Raw genomic sequence first — 16,185 nt, forward strand, 5'->3', positions numbered from 1 at the left:
CACCCTAGCGATGAGGCCCTGCGGGAGCAAGTTCAGCCGTTGTTCTGCCGTGCCTTGGCGCGCATTTTGTCGGCCATGGCGGTCATTTCGTCGTACAGCAATTGCGGATTCTTCTGCTTGAGCGCCCAGGCCATGCGCCCTTGCTCGTGGGGCAGGATCATGAACTCGCCGGCGGCGACCCGGTTGAAGATGTAGTCGGCGATATCGGCGGCGGTGATCGGCGAACTCTCCAGCAACTTGCCGACCTGGGCCTTCATGGCCGGCGTCGGGCCACGGAACGAGTCCAGCAGGTTGGTCTGGAAGAATGATGGGCACACCACGTGGACACCGACCTCCTGCTGGGCCAGTTCCACCAGCAGGCTCTCCGACAGCGCCACCACGCCGGCCTTGGCCACGTTGTAGTTGCTCATGGCCGGGCCCTGCATCAGCGCCGCCATGGAGGCGATGTTGATGATCTTGCCCTTGCTCTGCTCCAGCAGCGGCAGGAACGCCTTGCAGCCCTTGACCACGCCCATCAGGTTGATCGCGATCTGCCAGTCCCAGTCTTCCAGCGACAGCTCGCTGAAGAAGCCGCCCGACGCCACCCCGGCGTTGTTGACGATGATGTCGATGCCGCCGAACTTCACCTCGCAGGCCTGGGCGAAGGCGGTGAGCTGGCTGTAGTCGCGCACGTCGCAACGCTGGACGAAGCCGTCGCCGCCGGCCTCGCGCACGAGTTTGAGGGTTTCCTGCAGGCCCGCCTCGCTGACGTCCGACAAGGCCAGCCGCCACCCCTCACGCGCCCAGCGCAACGCGATTTCGCGACCCAGGCCGGAGCCTGCACCAGTGATCATCATGCGATTTTGCATAGCAGACAGCCTTGTTGTTCTTTGGAAGATGCGCGGAGTGTAGCGAAGGAACCGCGGCCACCCACGCTCCATCAGAGTGCTGAATGGCGAGGGCAAACCGCCACGCGATGCGTGGCTCGGGCCTGGGCGGAGCGCGTTGCGGACAGCGCCAAAAAACATTGAATTTTCTGTCGGGCGCGCCGGTCGGAACTGGTAAGACGCCTGGATCCGCATGGTTTCCAGCCGGCCTTGGACTGCAAGACTTTCCGAAACCTTCTCGACAAGGAAACAGACATGGGCACAATCCTCATCATTATCCTGATCCTGTTGCTGATCGGTGGTCTGCCGGTCTTTCCGCACTCCAGAAGTTGGGGCTACGGCCCTTCCGGCATCATCGGCGTCGTGCTGGTCGTGCTGCTGGTGCTGTTGTTGCTCGGCCGGATATAGCGTTTTTCGCAGGCAAAAAAAGAGGCCCTTCAAGGGCCTCTTTTCATGGGGCGGAACCTGGCGTGCCTGACAGTCAGTCCGGCTTGCCGTTGACCACACCGGCGGTGTTGTCGATCAGGCTCTTGGTGGCCGTCTGCAGGAACGCTTCGAGCTTGTGCTTGAGCTCGGCGGTGCGCGGCGCATCGGGAATGACCTCGGCATGAGGATTGGCGCCCAACTCGTAGGCGTAGATCTTCGGCGCCATGTCCTTGTCCTTCGGCAGCACCAGGATCTGGTCGGCGGTCACGATGGCGGTGGTCTGCTCGCTGCCGGACGGCTTGATCACGCCGAAACCGGTGTCGCCCTGCGGCAGGTTGAGCAGGTCGCGGCCCCAGCACTGGTGACGCACTTCGCCGCCCAGGCGGCCCATGATGGTCGGCACGATGTCGATCTGGGTGCCCACGGTGTGGTCACGCTGGCCGAACTTCTCCTGGATGCCCGGCGCGATCATCAGCATCGGCACGTTGAAGCGGCCCAGATCCATTTCGGTGATCTGGCGTTCGTTGCCGAAGCCGTGGTCGCCGACGATGACGAACAGGGTCTCCTTGAAGTACGGCTCCTTGCGGGCCTTTTCGAAGAACTGGCCCAGCGCCCAGTCCGCGTAACGCATGGCGGTCAGGTGCTCGTTCAGGGTGCCGCGGTCGGTCACGCGCTCCACCGGCAACGGCGTCGGCAGCGCATACGGGGTGTGGTTGGACAGGGTCTGCAGCAAGGCATAGAACGGTTTCTTGTCCTTGCCGTCGCGGGCCTTCAGTTCTTCCAGGCCACGGTCGAACATGTCCTGGTCGGACACGCCCCACGTCGGGTCGGAGAACACCGGATTGACGAAGTCGTTGCGGCCGACGAAGTTGGTCATGCCCTGGTTGCTGAAGAAGCCCGACTGGTTGTCCCAGGCGAAATCGCCGTTGTAGACATAGACATCGTCAAAGGCGCGGGCACTGAGCAGTTGCGGCAGGCCGGACAGCTTGTGGCTGCCTTCCGGCGTCTGCATCAGGTATTCGAAGCCCGGCAGGTTCGGGAAGCACGCCATGGTGGCGAACATGCCCTGGTGGGTGTGGGTGCCGTTGGAGAAGAACCGGTCGAACAGCAAGCCTTCCTTCGACAGCTTGTCCAGGTACGGCGTGATGTTGCCCGGGCCGCCCAGCGCGCCCACCGAATGGCCGGCCATGCTTTCCATCAGGATCACGACGACGTTCTTGATCGGCAGAGTCTTGTCGGCCGGTGGCGTGTACTCGCGACGCACGGCGGCGATGTCGGCATCGACCAGCTTGTCGTCCGGCATCAGCAGCATCTCGCGCACCACCTTCTGCGCCTCAGGCTGCGGCAGCGTGGCCTTCCAGATGTTGTTGCGGTCTTCGCCCATCCGGTCCTTGGCCGCCGCGATCAGCGACAGCGTGCCGTTGAGGCCCAATTGGTTGGCGAAGTTCGACTCGGTGGTGTACACGTCGCCCCAACGCAGCGGCGGGCCTTGACGCAGGGTGCCGCGGGCGGCGACCACGCAGACCACCAGGCAGACCACGAACACCGCAAGGCGCGCATACCACGGCGCCACCTGACGGGTACCGACGTTACCGCCGCTGAACGGCCCGCGCGGGCGGGTGGCGCGGTCGGCGCCCTTGAACGCCAGGGTCAGGATCAGCGTGCCCACGGCCCAGGCCAGCAGGTAGCGCACCACCGGGAAACCGTACCAGAGCATGCTCATGACGGTTTTCGGGTCTTCCTTCACGTACTGGAACACCAGGCCGTTGAGGCGCTGGTGGAACTCGCGGTAGAAGTCCATCTCCATCAGGCCGAGGAACAGCGCGATGCTGGAGACCACGGTCAGCCACAGGCGGAAGAACCCGCGGGCGGCCATCGCCCGGACGCTGAACAGCGCCAGCAGCAGCGGAATGCACAGGTAGACCACCAGGCGCAGGTCGAAACGCAAGCCGTTGGCGAAAGCTTCGAGGAAGGTGGAAGCCGGGGTGTCGAGGATCATCTCGCGGTTGTAGACCAGCAGCGCGAGGCGCAGCACGGACAACATCACCATCATGACCAGCGCGCACAGCAGCGTGTAGGCCAGATGCGATTTGACGGTCGGTTGCAGCAGGCGACTGGAAGATCGCTGCCGGTTCAGGGCGTCCGGGTTTGCCATGTCGTTTTAGGACCCATTGGAAGTTGAAATTGCAAGAAACAGCTGCGCCCTGCCCTCTGTTGGCCATTCCCAGGCCCCGGGGCTCGCGCGGTGCGCAAATGTTGCACGATAGACGGCGGCATTGCCATTGATTACTGCCCCGGCGCCGGACACTTTCATGTCGGGCCGGCAGGGTGCAAGGATGCGGGCGAATTGTCGGGAAGCAATTGTGAAAATTTCGTTCAACGCATATCCGGAAACACAAAATAAGTACAAAACCACCACAAAACAAAACGCCCCGAGGGATCAGGGCGTTTCGTCCATTGCGCCGGCGCTTACTTCTCGGCGCGGGCCTTGAGGGCCTTGAGCGTGTTGAACGGCGCATCCACCACGAACTTGTTGGCGACCATCGCCGGCACGCTGCCGCCCGGCTCGGTGTGCACCTGGTAGGTCACTTCGACCTGGTCGCCCTTGGGCACGAACTTCCAGAAACCCTTGACCTGGGCAACCCGCACATAGCCTTTCTCTTCCGGAACGTACTTCGGCACGCCTTCCAGGTTGCGGGTCAGGCTGCCGTCGGCGCCTTCGACGGTGGTGATGTGCAGCACCGAGTCACGGGGGGTGACCGGCCATGGCGTGTTGAAGCGGGTGTAGGTCCAGCTCTGGTCGCCTTCGTGCTTGAGCAGCTTCTGGGACTCGCACTCGTGGATCCATTTGCAGGCGCCGGCAACGTCTTCCTGGAGGGCGCGCAGCTTGGCGACGGTGGTCTTCATCAGCGTCACGCCCTGATAGGACTTGTAGTCCGAACCGGGCACTTCGCTCAGGGACACCTTGATCCCGTCCTCGTTCTTGGCGACTTTCCAGTCTTCGGCCTGGGCGGCCGAGGTGGCCAGCACGGCGGTCAGACCGCACAACACAGCGATACGGTGCAGCGAACCCATAGTCTTGTTCCTTATTGTTGAAGTTCCGTTCGTTTGACGCATCACGCCGCCGTCATCTGCTCCCACCAGCCGATCAGCCTGACCGCCTCTTCGCGGCTGTCGCCGCAGACTTCAGGATCGGCCTTGAACCCCGAACAGACCGCCGGACGCTCCGGACGGCCGAAAATGCTGCACAGGTTTTCGACCGAGAGCTGCACGCAGCGTTCCCCAGCGGGCTTGCCGTCTGGCATGCCGGGAATCGGTGAACTGATGGATGGGGCAATGCAGCAGGCGCCACAACCTTCACGGCAGTTCATGGCAACAGATTCCTCGCGGCGGGCAATGCATGAAAAGGACAGGGAACAGAGTAACGGCTAAAACGCCTGTTTTAAATTCCCTGAAACGGAGTTTTTGTGCGTAAACGGAAATGACCGACCAGTCTCCGACAAAGTGTCTGGCCGGCGGGTCACCGATGAGCGGGTTTCACTGCTTGAATTCGAAATCCAGCGCGGCCCCTTCGACATCCCGCCGCTCCTCGTTGCGCAGCTGCAACTGCATTTCGTTGCTCAGCAGACGGCCGTTGAGCTGGAAACCGCTGTTCTTCTCGCCGAACATCTGCGGCAGGATCGCCTCATGCTTGGGCAGCGGCACGGCGCCGGCCGGCTTCAGTTGCTGCACCATCTCCTTGGGCAGGCTCAGGTCGAGCCTGGCGGGCGGCAACGGCGTCTTGGCCACTTCACTGGCCGACTTCGACTTGGAAGCGACCGGCGCACGCTTCTTGACCGGCGCGGCCTTCTTTTGCAGCGCCTTCTTTGCCGGCGTCGCCTTGGCGGCAGCGGCCGGCTTTTTCGCGGCGGCGGCAGCGGGTGCCTTGTCCTGGGCAGCAGCCGCCAGGACGCCAGGCACCTGTGCGAACGCAAACAGGCAAAGCAAAACCCGGACGGCAGGAAGAATCGCTTTCATGAATCCAACGGGGCTAACGGCAGAGGGCCATATGCTCGCCTGTCGCAGAGCCTGTGACAAGCTCTGCCATCGACTCAGAAGCCGCCGGCAGTCTCTTGGCAGAGTTGGGTCGCCAGCAGGCCGAGGGTCATCAGCGTCCGCTCCGCCTCGCGGTTCCAGGAAATGCCGCAGTTGAGCCGGATGCAGTGGTTGAACTGCTCGGTGTTGCTGAAGATCAGGCCCGGCGCAATGCTGATGCCCTGTTGCAGGGCCCGCACGTGCAGCTCCTGGGTGTTGACCCGTCCCGGCAGGCTCACCCACAGAATGAAGCCGCCAGTGGGCCGGGTCATCTGGGTGCCTTCAGGGAAATACTGCTGGACCGCCAACTGGAAGGCGCTGAGGTTTTTCCGGTATTCCTGACGGATGTACCGTAAATGCCGGTCATAGCCGCCGTTCTCCAGGTACGCGGCGATCGCCATTTGCGTGACGCTGCACGCCGAATGGGTGCTGAAGGTCTGCAGCCGCTGGATCTCCTGCTGATACTTGCCGGCGATCATCCAGCCGATGCGCACGCCGGGCGACAAGGTCTTGGAAAAGCTCGAACAGTAGATCACCCGGTCGAGCCGGTCGTAGGCCTTGAGCGCCTTGGTGCGGCCCTGCTCGAACATCAGCTCGCCATAGATGTCGTCCTCGACGATCTGGATGTCGAAATCCGAAGCCAGGCGCAGCAGCTGTTTCTGCCGCTCTTCGGGCATGGTGCCGCCCAAGGGGTTGCTCAGGCGCGTGGTCAGCACCAGGGCTTTGATCGACCATTGGTTGGCCGCCAGCTGCAGGGCCTCCAGGCTCATGCCGGTGGCCGGGTCGCTGGGGATCTCGATGACTTTCAGGCCCAGCAAGTCGGCCAGCTGCAGCAGGCCATAGTAGGTCGGGGATTCGGCGGCGATCAGGTCGCCGGGCCGGGTCAGCACCCGCAGCGACATCTGCAGGGCATCGACGCAGCCGTGGGTGATCACCACTTCGGACGGGTCGACCACCACGCCCGCGTCGCGCATGCGGATCGCCACTTGCCGGCGCAGCGGTTCGAAACCGGGGCTGAACATATAGCTGAACGCCCGCGGGCTGTGGAACCGCGTGACCTTGGCCAACTGCTGGTGCAGCGCCCGCACCGGCAGGTAATCGACGCTGGGCACCGCAGCGCCCAACGGGAACACGCCTTCGCGGCGGGACTCGACCAACACTTGCTGAATGATGCTGCTGCGGGTGACCAGGCCCGGCCGTTCGACCCGCGCGATGTCCGGCGTCGGCGCCGTCAGGGCGGGTGTCTGGTGCACGTAGTAGCCGGACTGCGGCCGCGCCCGGATCAGCCCCTGATCCTCAAGGTTGGCGTAGGCCTGCAGCACCGTGGCATGGCTGACGTTGAGCTGCGAACTCATCTTGCGCACCGACGGCACGCGTTCCCCCGGCTGATACACGCCGCGACGGATGTCTTCAGCCAGTTGTTGAGCAATACGCTGGTAGAGCAAGAGATTGGTCATGACGCAGCACTCGATTTCACGGGGCGTTTTATTCTTGTTCGAAACAATACCGGAACAGTTTAGAAGTGTACTGGGACAGTTGCCACATTACTCGACCGTACAGTGCAGTGTCAGCCGTCGGCCTGAATATTTGAGCGCTATTCGACAGACGTAAAAAAGCCCGGCGCTGCCTGACAGCCCGGGCTTTCCAGTGACGCCGGCCTCAGCGGGCGGCGCCGAGCTGGCCTTTTTCGTCGGAGAACACGATTTCCACCCGACGGTTCTGCGCACGCCCGCGCTCGGAAGCGTTGGCGTCCACCGGGTACTCGTCACCGTAGCCTTCGACCTGAATGCGCTTGTCGTCGATGCCCAGATCCATCAGCACATCGGCCACCGACTGGGCGCGGTCGCGGGACAGCTTGAGGTTTTCCTGCTTGCCGCCGGTGCTGTCGGTGTAGCCCTCGATGCGCACCACCCGCTTGGGGTTGAGCTGCAGGAACTGCACCAGCTTGAGCACCACGCGGTTCGCCGAGTTGTTGAGCTCCGCTTCGCCGGTGTCGAACAGCACGTCGCCGAGGGTCATCACCAGGCCGCGGTCGGTCTGGGTGGTGGCCAGGGCAACGATCTGCTCTTCCAGCCATTTGCCTTGCTGCTGCACGCTCGACAACTTGGATTCGCGCAGGGCCAGTTGCAGGCGCTGGCGCTCAAGCTCCAGTTTCGCGGCGTGCTCTTCGTTGAGCACCTGATTGGTGTGTTCGCGGGCGATCGCGCTGTAGCGCTGGCTCAGATAGGCGTAATGCTGCACGTCGCCGCCGCTGCCCCAGTACGTGGAGAGACGGTCGGCACGGGCCAGGGATTCGCCGGCGCGGATCACATCCTTCGGCGCGATGCGCAGCACGTTGGAGTCTTCCTTGACCTTCTGGAAGTCGGCACCCGCCTGCTGCAGCGCCGATTCGCTCTGCTGGCCGGCGCAGCCGTAGAGACCGACGCAGCCGGCCACGACCAGGCCGCCAAGGAGTCTGGACGTAAGGCTCATTGGGCATCCCCCAGTTGCTTGCGCAGACGGGCGATGCGGGTGTTGAGCGCATTCACCTGCTCTTCGCTCTTGTGGGTCAGCACCTTGGCCTCCGCCAGCCGCGCGTCCAGTTCGGCCTGCTCGGCCCGCATCCGCGCGTTCTTGTAGGACTCGCCGGCCATGCTGCCCTTGGCGCGGTTGTACTTGTCTTCGGCCAGTTTCATTTCCGGCACATCGTCGGCACTGGCGCCCACGGCCTTGGCCTGTTCCAAGGCCTGCCCGGTCAGGCGCATCTGCTCATTGGGCGCAGGATCGTTGGCGCAGCCGGCCAACGCCAGAACGGCCACCGCTGCGAAAAGAAGTCGATTGCTCACTAAGAATCCCTACTGTTTTGGGGCACTGACAGGTTGCTGCGGCTGTTGCTGCTGCGCCTTCCAGCGCTCGATGTTGCGCTGCAGCGCGGCTTCCGTCAGTCCGGACGCGGGCAATTCTGTCATCTTTTTGGCCAACTGTCCGCGCAACCACGGATCGTTGCAGGCCGAGTTGTGCGAAACCGCCAGGTACAGCCCCGGCCGGTCGACAGGCTGCTCGAAGGCCAGCAAGTCATCGGCCATCCCCAGCGCCTGCGCGGCCGCCATGCCCGAGTAGCGTCCGGCGAGTACATATTCCACTTCGCCCAGCAGCAATTTCTGCAAGGCCTGGGCGAGGTTTGCCGTACGGGTGAGGGTCAAATGCTGCTCGGCATAGAGGCTGAATGCCTGGGTCAAACGAGACTTTTCCGACAGAGCGCCCAAATGCCCGTTAAGGTCCTTCGCTTCGCCGTAGACCAACGCCGAGCCCTTCTTCGTCCATACCAGGTAATCGTTCTCCAGCAGCGGCGGGTGAATGTAGTCCAGATGCTCCAGCTCGTTGAAGGCCAGCGGCGCGTCGGCCAGCATGTCCATGCGCCCGCTGCGCACTTCGTCCAGCGCCTGGGAACGTTTGCCGGCGTACAGCAGCTCGACCTTGATGCCCAGCTCCTTGGCCGCCTGCTGAAGCAGGTCGGCACTGGCGCCGATCAGTTGCTTGGGGTTCTGCGGGTCCTGCCACAGGTACGGCGGCGCATCCGGACTGCCGGTGACCACCAGGCGCTCGCACTTGCCCGCGGCCATCGACAGGCCCGGCAACGACAAAAGACCCAGCAGCGACATAAGGCCCAACCGGCGACGCAGATCCATGGCGAAACGCTCCCACTCAAATCCGGAACAAAAAAAAAGCCCGACCAACAGGCCGGGCTCTTTATAAGTGAAGCCGCCGGATTAGACCAGCTTCTCCAGCTCAGGCACCGCTTCGAACAGATCCGCCACCAGGCCGTAGTCGGCCACCTGGAAGATCGGCGCTTCTTCGTCCTTGTTGATCGCGACGATCACCTTGGAGTCTTTCATGCCGGCCAGGTGCTGGATCGCGCCGGAGATGCCGACGGCGATGTACAGCTGCGGCGCGACGATCTTGCCGGTCTGGCCGACCTGCATGTCGTTCGGCACGAAGCCTGCGTCGACGGCAGCGCGGGAAGCGCCGACGGCGGCGCCCAGCTTGTCGGCCAGGGCGTACAGGTGCTTGAAGTTGTCGCCGTTCTGCATGCCGCGGCCGCCGGAAACGACGATCTTGGCAGCGGTCAGTTCCGGACGGTCGGACTTGGCCAGCTCTTCGCTGACGAAGCTGGAGATGGCCGGGTTGTGGGCAGCGGCAACCGATTCAACGGCAGCCGAACCACCTTCGGCGGCAACCGGATCGAAACCGGTGGCGCGCACGGTGATCACCTTGATCGCGGCGGTCGACTGCACGGTGGCGATGGCGTTGCCGGCGTAGATCGGACGCTTGAAGGTGTCGGCGCTCTCAACCGAGATGATCTCGGAGATCTGGTCGACGTCCAGCTGGGCGGCGACGCGCGGCAGGATGTTCTTGCCGTTGGAGGTGGCGGCGGCCAGGATGTGGCTGTAGCCCTTGCCCAGTTCGACCACCAGCGGCGCGACGTTTTCCGGCAGCTGGTGGGCGTAGGCGGCGTTGTCGGCGTTCAGGACCTTGCTCACGCCAGCGATCTTCGCGGCGGCCTCAGCCACGGCGCCAGCGCCCTGGCCTGCGACCAGGACGTGGATGTCGCCGCCGATCTTGGCAGCGGCAGCAACGGTGTTCAGCGTGGCCGGGGCCAGCACTTTGTTGTCGTGTTCAGCAATAACCAAGATAGTCATTTAGATTACCTTCGCTTCGTTTTTCAGTTTCTCGACCAGTTCAGCCACCGACTTGACCTTGATGCCCGCGCTGCGTGCAGCCGGCGCTTCGACCTTCAGGGTCTTGTTGGTGGAGGCGGTGGAAACGCCCAAGGCGTCCGGAGTCAGAGTCTCCAGAGGCTTCTTCTTGGCTTTCATGATGTTCGGCAGGGACGCGTAGCGCGGCTCGTTCAAACGCAGGTCGGTGGTGACGATGGCCGGCAGCTTCAGGGAAACGGTCTGCGCGCCGCCGTCGATTTCGCGGGTCACGGCAACGCTGTCGCCGGAGACTTCGACTTTCGAGGCGAACGTGCCCTGGCCGTAGCCGCTCAGCGCGGCGAGCATCTGGCCGGTCTGGTTGTTGTCGCTGTCGATGGCCTGTTTGCCCAGGATCACCAGCTGAGGCTGTTCCTTGTCGACCACGGCCTTGAGCAGCTTGGCCACGGCCAGGGAGGTCAGGTCTTCAGCGGATTCGACGAGGATGGCGCGGTCGGCACCCAGGGCCAGTGCGGTACGCAGTTGCTCCTGAGCGGTGGACGGGCCGATGGAGACGACGACGATTTCGCTCGCCACGCCCTTCTCTTTCAGGCGCACGGCTTCTTCCACTGCGATTTCGCAGAACGGGTTCATCGACATCTTGACGTTGGCGAGGTCTACGCCGGAATTGTCCGCCTTCACGCGAACCTTGACGTTGTAATCCACAACGCGTTTGACAGCTACAAGAACCTTCATGGATTCCTCGTTACTCTCCGGTGAAAAGGAAATCGCCTAGGCGAACCTGGCGGTTGGTGCTCATCGGGCACAAGGGCACCTCTAAAAACGCCGGCTTCAGTACGGCTGACTTCTCCAGCGAACGACTGACCGTTCGTCAGGAGCGACCCGCAGGTCATTCATCTTCCCGGTGTGCAGACTGCGCGCTGCGCCTCACCGCCGTACCGCCCACGCCCTGTCTTTAGAGGTGCTCTTGAAACCACCATTCAGCCTACGGCGAGCGCAAAACCGCCCGTATCTTGACCGGAACGCCTATTCCGGTCAATACGGCAAAATGGTCGTCCATAAGCCGCGCTTCTTTGATTTCTCTGGCCTGCGGCCGATTCAAACAAACGTTTGTATTGGACGCTGGGAGTGGTGTAGATATAATGCGCCCCCTAGAGAGACGGGTGGCTTATCCATTATTTCCTTTGACGTTAACGTAAAGGCAATAACGAATGCGACATCAAACCTCCAAATTAGAAAAAAAACTGTTGAGCCTTGAGTAGGAGATAGCCTGTGGAACGCGAATACATGGAATTCGACGTGGTCATCGTCGGTGCCGGCCCCGCTGGCCTTTCCGCCGCCTGCCGCCTGAAGCAGAAGGCCGCCGAAGCCGGTAAGGAAATCAGCGTCTGCGTGGTCGAAAAAGGCTCCGAGGTCGGCGCTCACATCCTGTCCGGCGCGGTATTCGAACCACGGGCCCTGAACGAGCTGTTCCCTGACTGGAAGGAACTCGGCGCTCCGCTGAACACCCCCGTCACCCGCGACGATATCTTCGTGCTGAAAAACGCCGAAAGCGCGCAGAAAATTCCTGACTTCTTTGTGCCCAAGACCATGCACAACGAAGGCAACTACATTATTTCCCTCGGCAACCTGTGCCGCTGGCTGGCCCAGCAGGCCGAGAACCTGGGCGTAGAGATCTACCCAGGCTTCGCCGCCCAGGAAGCGCTGTTCGACGAGAACGGCGTGGTGCGCGGGATCATCACCGGTGACCTGGGCGTCGACCGCGAAGGCCATCCGAAGGACGGCCTGTACACCCCCGGCATGGAACTGCGCGGCAAGTACACGCTGTTCGCCGAAGGCTGCCGCGGCCACATCGGCAAGCAGCTGATCAAGCGCTTCAACCTCGACAGCGACGCCGACGCCCAGCACTACGGCATCGGCCTGAAGGAAATCTGGGAAATCGACCCGGCCAAGCATCAGCCGGGCCTGGTGGTGCACACCGCCGGTTGGCCGATGGACATCATGGGCACCGAGAACACCGGCGGCTCCTTCCTCTATCACTTGGAGAACAACCAGGTGGTGGTCGGACTGATCGTCGACCTGTCCTACAGCAACACCTACCTGTCGCCTTTCGACGAGTTCCAGCGCCTCAAGCATCACCCGGTGCTCAAGCAGTACCTGGAAGGCGGCAAGCGCATCAGCTACGGCGCCCGCGCGATCTGCAAGGGCGGCCTGAACTCGCTGCCGAAGATGGTGTTCAAGGGAGGCGCGCTGATCGGCTGCGACCTCGGCACCCTGAACTTCGCCAAGATCAAGGGCAGCCACACCGCGATGAAGTCCGGCATGCTCGCGGCCGAGTCCGTGGCCGACGCGCTGTTCGCCGACAAGGACGGCACCGAAGAGCTGACCGCCTACGTCGACGCCTTCAAGAACAGCTGGCTGCACGAAGAGCTGTTCGCCAGCCGCAACTTCGGCCCGGCGATCCACAAGTTCGGCGCCATCGTCGGCGGCGGCTTCAACTGGCTCGACCAGAACATCTTCGGCGGCAAGCTGCCGTTCACCCTGCACGACACCAAGCCGGACTACGCCTGCCTCAAGCCAGCGGCCGAGTGCAAGAAGATCGACTACCCGAAACCCGACGGCAAGATCAGCTTCGACAAGCTCAGCTCGGTGTTCATCTCCGGCACCAACCATGAGGAAGAGCAGCCGTGCCACCTGCGGCTGACCGACCCGAGCATCCCGCTGACCAAGAACCTGCCGATCTACGACGAACCGGCCCAGCGCTACTGCCCGGCCGGCGTGTATGAAGTGATCACCAAGGAAGACGGCGAGAAGCGCTTCCAGATCAACGCCCAGAACTGCGTGCACTGCAAGACCTGCGACATCAAGGATCCTGCGCAGAACATCACCTGGGTGGCGCCGGAAGGCGCCGGCGGCCCGACTTACCCGAACATGTAAGCCACACCGCAGAACAACGAGGCTCCCGAATGGGGGCCTTTTTGTTGCCCGGCATCTACAGGGCAGCGGGAAAACGGCAAGGCCTTCATCGCCAGCAGGCTGGCTCCCACAGTGGGCCCGGGTGCCCACAGAATCGGCGATGACCGCAAACCTGTGGGAGCGGGCTTGCCCGCGAAAGCGCCCGTACTGGCAACATCAATGCAAGCTGCCCCACCCGCAAGGCAGCAACGGTTCAGGCCGCGCGCTCCTCGCCCGGGCTGCGTTCGAAGTAGCGCTTGTACTCGCGGCTGAACTGCGACGTGCTCTGGTAGCCCACCCGGTGCGCCGCCTGCGCCACGCCCAGCCCTTCGGCGATCAGCAGCGTCTGGGCCTTGAGCAGGCGCAGGCGCTTGAGGTACTGCACCGGCGACAGCAAGGTGCTGCGCTTGAAGTGCTCGTGGAAGGTCGACACGCTCATGTTGGCGCAACCGGCCAGGGTCTCGACGTTCAGCGGTTCGGTGTAGTGGGTGTGCAGATGGCTGATCGACGCGGCGATCCGGGCAAACTGCCCCTGCTGCTCCACCAGCGCCCGCAGCACATCGGCCTGGGGCCCGCGCAACGCAGTGAACAGCAGCTCGCGGATGCGCGCCGGGCCGAGTATCCGGCAGGCCAGCGGATCGTGCAGGCAGCCGAGCAAGCGTTCGACGCAGCCGCGCATGTCGTCGTCGAGCACCACCGAGGTCATCGACTCCGGCGTCTGCGCCGCAATGTGCCGCCCCGGCGCCAGCCCCATGGCCAGCACCAGCTCGCCGAGCAGCACCCGGTCGATCGACACCGACACCCCCAGCAGCGGCGCATCCGGCTCGGCATAGGTCTCGCACTCGAACGGCACCGGCAATGCCTGGATCAGGTAGTGCCCGGCGCCGTACTCCATTGTGCGCGGGCCCAGGTACGCCAGTTTGCTGCCCTGGGCGATGATCATCAGGCTCGGCTCATAGATGTGCGGGCCCCGGGCGACATCGCAACTGGCGCGCAGCACCTGCACGCCCGGCAACCCGGTCTGGCTGAAACCGTCGCGCCGGGCCAGCGGCTCGATCAGCGAAACCAGCGTGGCATTGGCATCGAGGTGGCGGGTCAACTGCATGGAAAACTCTTCACGGAAAAGTGACGGAAAAAGGCACGAAACCATCATCGCAGATCCTTTGGCCCATGCGGCGCGCCAGCCCCGCATGCCGGAGGAATAGGCATGATACCCGGAGGAATCGTCATGGCCGGACACCCGGCCTGCGCCCAGAATGCGCCGCCTCATTTGTCAGCGCTTTTGCGAGGTTCCCCATGTACACCGCCATCGGCTACGCCGCCCAGACGGCCACCACTCCCCTCGCCCCGATGACGTTCGAACGCCGCAGCCTGCGGGCCGACGACGTCGCCATCGAGATCCTGTTCTGTGGCGTCTGCCACTCCGACATCCATCAGGCCCGCAACGAATGGGGCATCGCGGTCTACCCGCTGATGCCGGGCCATGAGATCGTCGGAAAAGTCACCGCAACCGGTGCGAACGTCACCCAGCACAAGGTAGGCGACCTGGTCGGCGTCGGCTGCATGGTCGACTCCTGCCGCACCTGCGAAGCCTGCAAGGCCGACCTGGAGCAGTACTGCCTCGAAGGCCCGACCATGACCTACGCCACCCCGGACCGGGTCGACGGCAGCAACACCATGGGCGGCTACTCCGACAGCATCGTGGTCAGCGAGCATTTCGTGGTGCGCATCCCCGCGACGCTGGACCCGGCCAACGCCGCGCCGATCCTCTGCGCCGGCATCACCACCTACTCGCCGCTCAAGCACTACGGCGTGAAGGCCGGCGACAAGGTCGGGATCCTGGGCATGGGCGGCCTCGGCCACATGGGTATCAAGTTCGCCAAGGCCATGGGCGCCGAAGTGACGCTGTTCACCCGCTCCGCCAGCAAGGCCGAGGAAGGCCGCCGCCAGGGCGCCGACCATGTGATCGTGTCCACCGACGCCGAACAGATGGCCGCCGCGGCCGGCCGGTTCGACTTCCTGCTCGACACCATCCCGGTGCAGCACGACCTCAACCCCTACCTCGACACCCTGCGCTTCGACGGCGTGCACATCCTGGTGGGCCTGATCGAACCGATCGATCCGCCGGTGCACGCCGCCAAACTGGTGCTGGGCCGCCGGGTGCTGGCCGGTTCGCTGATCGGCGGCATCGCCGAAACCCAGGAAGTGCTGGATTTCTGCGCCGAGCACAACATCACCTGCGACATCGAAATGCTCGACATCCGCCAGATCAACGAAGCCTACGCGCGGATGATCGCCGGGGACGTGAAGTACCGTTTCGTGATCGACATGGCGACGCTCAAGCGCTGAGGTTCAGACCTTAAGGCCAAGCTCCGCCGACAGCCGGGCCGTGACCCCTTTGATCAGGGGAATCAGCTCGGCCATCTTCTCCAGCGGCATGTACGGCACGGTGCTGGCGATGCTGATGGCCGCGACGATGCGCTTGCTGGCATCGCGCACCGGCGCCGCCACGCAGCGGATCGACGGTTCGTTGTCTTCCAGGTCGAACGCGTAGCCGCCTGCCACATACTCGCTCATGCGCTGTTCGAGCTGTTCCCAGGACTGCTGCGGATGCTGCGGCCAGAACTGGCTTTTCCCACCCGCCGGCAGGCTGATGTCGTACAGCCGCTGCCACTCTTGCGGGGCGTCGTCGAGCATCAGCGCCTTGCCGATCCCGGTGCGCGCCAGCGGCATGCGGTGACCGACCCGCGAACGCATCTCCGGGCCGTTGCGCCCCGGATTCTTCAGCAGGTACAGCACTTCGTCGCCCTCGCGGATGCCCAGGTGGACGGTGTCGCCGGTCAGCGCCGACAACTCGTCCAGATAAGGCCCTGCCAACGTCACCAACGGCAGGTCTTCGCGGGCCTGGAAGCCCAGCTCGATCAGCTTCGGCCCCAACAGATAGCCGACCTGCGGCACCACCCGCAGGTAGCGCTCGTCCACCAGGCAACTGGCCAGACGGTGGGTGGTGCTGCGCGTGGTGCCGATCAGGCGGGCGATCTCCTTGAGGTCGCGGGCGCCGCTGGCGACGGCCTGCACCACACCCAACCCGCGAAGCAGGGTCTGGGTGCCGGTGGGCGCGGCGTCCTTGGCGGGTTTCGGGGCGTCTTCCTGCATATCCAGCCTTTACC

The 16,185-nt window shown here is 63.7% G+C and carries 16 protein-coding genes; 3 read left to right on the forward strand and 13 right to left on the reverse strand.

All coding sequences use genetic code 11. The annotated features are described in order from the left end of the window. Positions 1-32: 32 nt before the first annotated feature. Entirely contained in the window at positions 33-848 is an 816-nt protein-coding gene (locus tag CAG31_RS03470; protein ID WP_085578077.1) for an SDR family oxidoreductase, read from the reverse strand. A gap of 273 nt (positions 849-1,121) precedes the next feature. Between CAG31_RS03470 and CAG31_RS03475 the strand changes: the two genes are divergently transcribed. Continuing rightward, positions 1,122-1,274: a DUF3309 family protein gene (locus CAG31_RS03475; RefSeq protein ID WP_003226960.1), complete on the forward strand. Its 153-nt coding sequence runs from the start codon at positions 1,122-1,124 to the stop codon at positions 1,272-1,274. Between the two features lie 73 nt (positions 1,275-1,347). Here the strand turns inward: CAG31_RS03475 and CAG31_RS03480 are convergent, their stop codons facing one another. The 10 genes from CAG31_RS03480 to CAG31_RS03525 all read right to left on the reverse strand — a co-directional run bounded on the left by CAG31_RS03480 (position 1,348) and on the right by CAG31_RS03525 (position 10,795). Continuing rightward, on the reverse strand, positions 1,348-3,447 hold the full coding sequence (locus CAG31_RS03480) for an LTA synthase family protein (RefSeq protein WP_085578078.1): 2,100 nt from the start codon (positions 3,445-3,447) through the stop codon (positions 1,348-1,350). Between the two features lie 314 nt (positions 3,448-3,761). After that, entirely contained in the window at positions 3,762-4,367 is a 606-nt protein-coding gene (locus tag CAG31_RS03485) for an START domain-containing protein (protein WP_085578079.1), read from the reverse strand. 41 nt (positions 4,368-4,408) lie between these two features. Then, positions 4,409-4,663: a YkgJ family cysteine cluster protein gene (locus tag CAG31_RS03490; protein ID WP_085578080.1), complete on the reverse strand. Its 255-nt coding sequence runs from the start codon at positions 4,661-4,663 to the stop codon at positions 4,409-4,411. A 166-nt stretch (positions 4,664-4,829) separates the two neighbouring features. Continuing rightward, positions 4,830-5,309: a translation initiation factor 2 gene (locus CAG31_RS03495; protein ID WP_085578081.1), complete on the reverse strand. Its 480-nt coding sequence runs from the start codon at positions 5,307-5,309 to the stop codon at positions 4,830-4,832. 74 nt (positions 5,310-5,383) lie between these two features. Beyond that, positions 5,384-6,823 (reverse strand): PLP-dependent aminotransferase family protein, encoded by a 1,440-nt coding sequence (locus CAG31_RS03500; RefSeq protein WP_085578082.1) that lies wholly within the window; start codon positions 6,821-6,823, stop codon positions 5,384-5,386. A 202-nt stretch (positions 6,824-7,025) separates the two neighbouring features. Then, the gene (locus tag CAG31_RS03505; protein ID WP_085578083.1) at positions 7,026-7,838 is read right to left on the reverse strand and encodes an OmpA family protein; all 813 of its coding nucleotides are present in this window, start codon (positions 7,836-7,838) and stop codon (positions 7,026-7,028) included. After that, positions 7,835-8,191, reverse strand: coding sequence for a DUF4398 domain-containing protein (locus CAG31_RS03510; protein WP_085578084.1), 357 nt, complete (start codon positions 8,189-8,191; stop codon positions 7,835-7,837). The genes CAG31_RS03505 and CAG31_RS03510 overlap by 4 nt, the downstream gene beginning before the upstream one ends. 9 nt (positions 8,192-8,200) lie before the next feature. Then, positions 8,201-9,034: an ABC transporter substrate-binding protein gene (locus CAG31_RS03515; protein ID WP_085578085.1), complete on the reverse strand. Its 834-nt coding sequence runs from the start codon at positions 9,032-9,034 to the stop codon at positions 8,201-8,203. Between the two features lie 81 nt (positions 9,035-9,115). Beyond that, positions 9,116-10,045: an electron transfer flavoprotein subunit alpha/FixB family protein gene (locus CAG31_RS03520; protein WP_085578086.1), complete on the reverse strand. Its 930-nt coding sequence runs from the start codon at positions 10,043-10,045 to the stop codon at positions 9,116-9,118. Further along, on the reverse strand, positions 10,046-10,795 hold the full coding sequence (locus tag CAG31_RS03525) for an electron transfer flavoprotein subunit beta/FixA family protein (protein ID WP_085578087.1): 750 nt from the start codon (positions 10,793-10,795) through the stop codon (positions 10,046-10,048). A 537-nt stretch (positions 10,796-11,332) separates the two neighbouring features. On the opposite strand from CAG31_RS03525, the gene CAG31_RS03530 reads away from it, so the two are divergent. Then, positions 11,333-12,997, forward strand: a complete 1,665-nt coding sequence (locus CAG31_RS03530; RefSeq protein WP_085578088.1) for an electron transfer flavoprotein-ubiquinone oxidoreductase — start codon at positions 11,333-11,335, stop codon at positions 12,995-12,997. A 232-nt stretch (positions 12,998-13,229) separates the two neighbouring features. Here the strand turns inward: CAG31_RS03530 and CAG31_RS03535 are convergent, their stop codons facing one another. Further along, positions 13,230-14,120, reverse strand: a complete 891-nt coding sequence (locus tag CAG31_RS03535) for an AraC family transcriptional regulator (RefSeq protein ID WP_085578283.1) — start codon at positions 14,118-14,120, stop codon at positions 13,230-13,232. A 191-nt stretch (positions 14,121-14,311) separates the two neighbouring features. Here CAG31_RS03535 and CAG31_RS03540 point away from each other — a divergent pair, with 191 nt between their 5' ends. Beyond that, complete coding sequence (locus tag CAG31_RS03540; protein WP_085578089.1) at positions 14,312-15,364, forward strand: NAD(P)-dependent alcohol dehydrogenase; 1,053 nt, start codon at positions 14,312-14,314, stop codon at positions 15,362-15,364. A 3-nt stretch (positions 15,365-15,367) separates the two neighbouring features. Here CAG31_RS03540 and CAG31_RS03545 read toward each other — a convergent pair whose 3' ends face one another. Further along, entirely contained in the window at positions 15,368-16,171 is an 804-nt protein-coding gene (locus CAG31_RS03545) for an IclR family transcriptional regulator (RefSeq protein ID WP_085578090.1), read from the reverse strand. Between the last annotated feature and the right edge of the window lie 14 nt (positions 16,172-16,185).

The organism is Pseudomonas sp. R25(2017) (assembly GCF_002112565.1).
Lineage (GTDB): Bacteria > Pseudomonadota > Gammaproteobacteria > Pseudomonadales > Pseudomonadaceae > Aquipseudomonas > Aquipseudomonas ekonensis.

What these genes read in the sequence shown, in the direction of transcription:
- CAG31_RS03470 (WP_085578077.1), bottom strand. Translation starts at nt 848, where the DNA reads ATGCAAAATCGCATGATGATCACTGGTGCAGGCTCCGGCCTGGGTCGC.
- CAG31_RS03475 (WP_003226960.1), top strand. Translation starts at nt 1,122, where the DNA reads ATGGGCACAATCCTCATCATTATCCTGATCCTGTTGCTGATCGGTGGT.
- CAG31_RS03480 (WP_085578078.1), bottom strand. Translation starts at nt 3,447, where the DNA reads ATGGCAAACCCGGACGCCCTGAACCGGCAGCGATCTTCCAGTCGCCTG.
- CAG31_RS03485 (WP_085578079.1), bottom strand. Translation starts at nt 4,367, where the DNA reads ATGGGTTCGCTGCACCGTATCGCTGTGTTGTGCGGTCTGACCGCCGTG.
- CAG31_RS03490 (WP_085578080.1), bottom strand. Translation starts at nt 4,663, where the DNA reads ATGAACTGCCGTGAAGGTTGTGGCGCCTGCTGCATTGCCCCATCCATC.
- CAG31_RS03495 (WP_085578081.1), bottom strand. Translation starts at nt 5,309, where the DNA reads ATGAAAGCGATTCTTCCTGCCGTCCGGGTTTTGCTTTGCCTGTTTGCG.
- CAG31_RS03500 (WP_085578082.1), bottom strand. Translation starts at nt 6,823, where the DNA reads ATGACCAATCTCTTGCTCTACCAGCGTATTGCTCAACAACTGGCTGAA.
- CAG31_RS03505 (WP_085578083.1), bottom strand. Translation starts at nt 7,838, where the DNA reads ATGAGCCTTACGTCCAGACTCCTTGGCGGCCTGGTCGTGGCCGGCTGC.
- CAG31_RS03515 (WP_085578085.1), bottom strand. Translation starts at nt 9,034, where the DNA reads ATGGATCTGCGTCGCCGGTTGGGCCTTATGTCGCTGCTGGGTCTTTTG.
- CAG31_RS03520 (WP_085578086.1), bottom strand. Translation starts at nt 10,045, where the DNA reads ATGACTATCTTGGTTATTGCTGAACACGACAACAAAGTGCTGGCCCCG.
- CAG31_RS03525 (WP_085578087.1), bottom strand. Translation starts at nt 10,795, where the DNA reads ATGAAGGTTCTTGTAGCTGTCAAACGCGTTGTGGATTACAACGTCAAG.
- CAG31_RS03535 (WP_085578283.1), bottom strand. Translation starts at nt 14,120, where the DNA reads ATGCAGTTGACCCGCCACCTCGATGCCAATGCCACGCTGGTTTCGCTG.
- CAG31_RS03540 (WP_085578089.1), top strand. Translation starts at nt 14,312, where the DNA reads ATGTACACCGCCATCGGCTACGCCGCCCAGACGGCCACCACTCCCCTC.
- CAG31_RS03545 (WP_085578090.1), bottom strand. Translation starts at nt 16,171, where the DNA reads ATGCAGGAAGACGCCCCGAAACCCGCCAAGGACGCCGCGCCCACCGGC.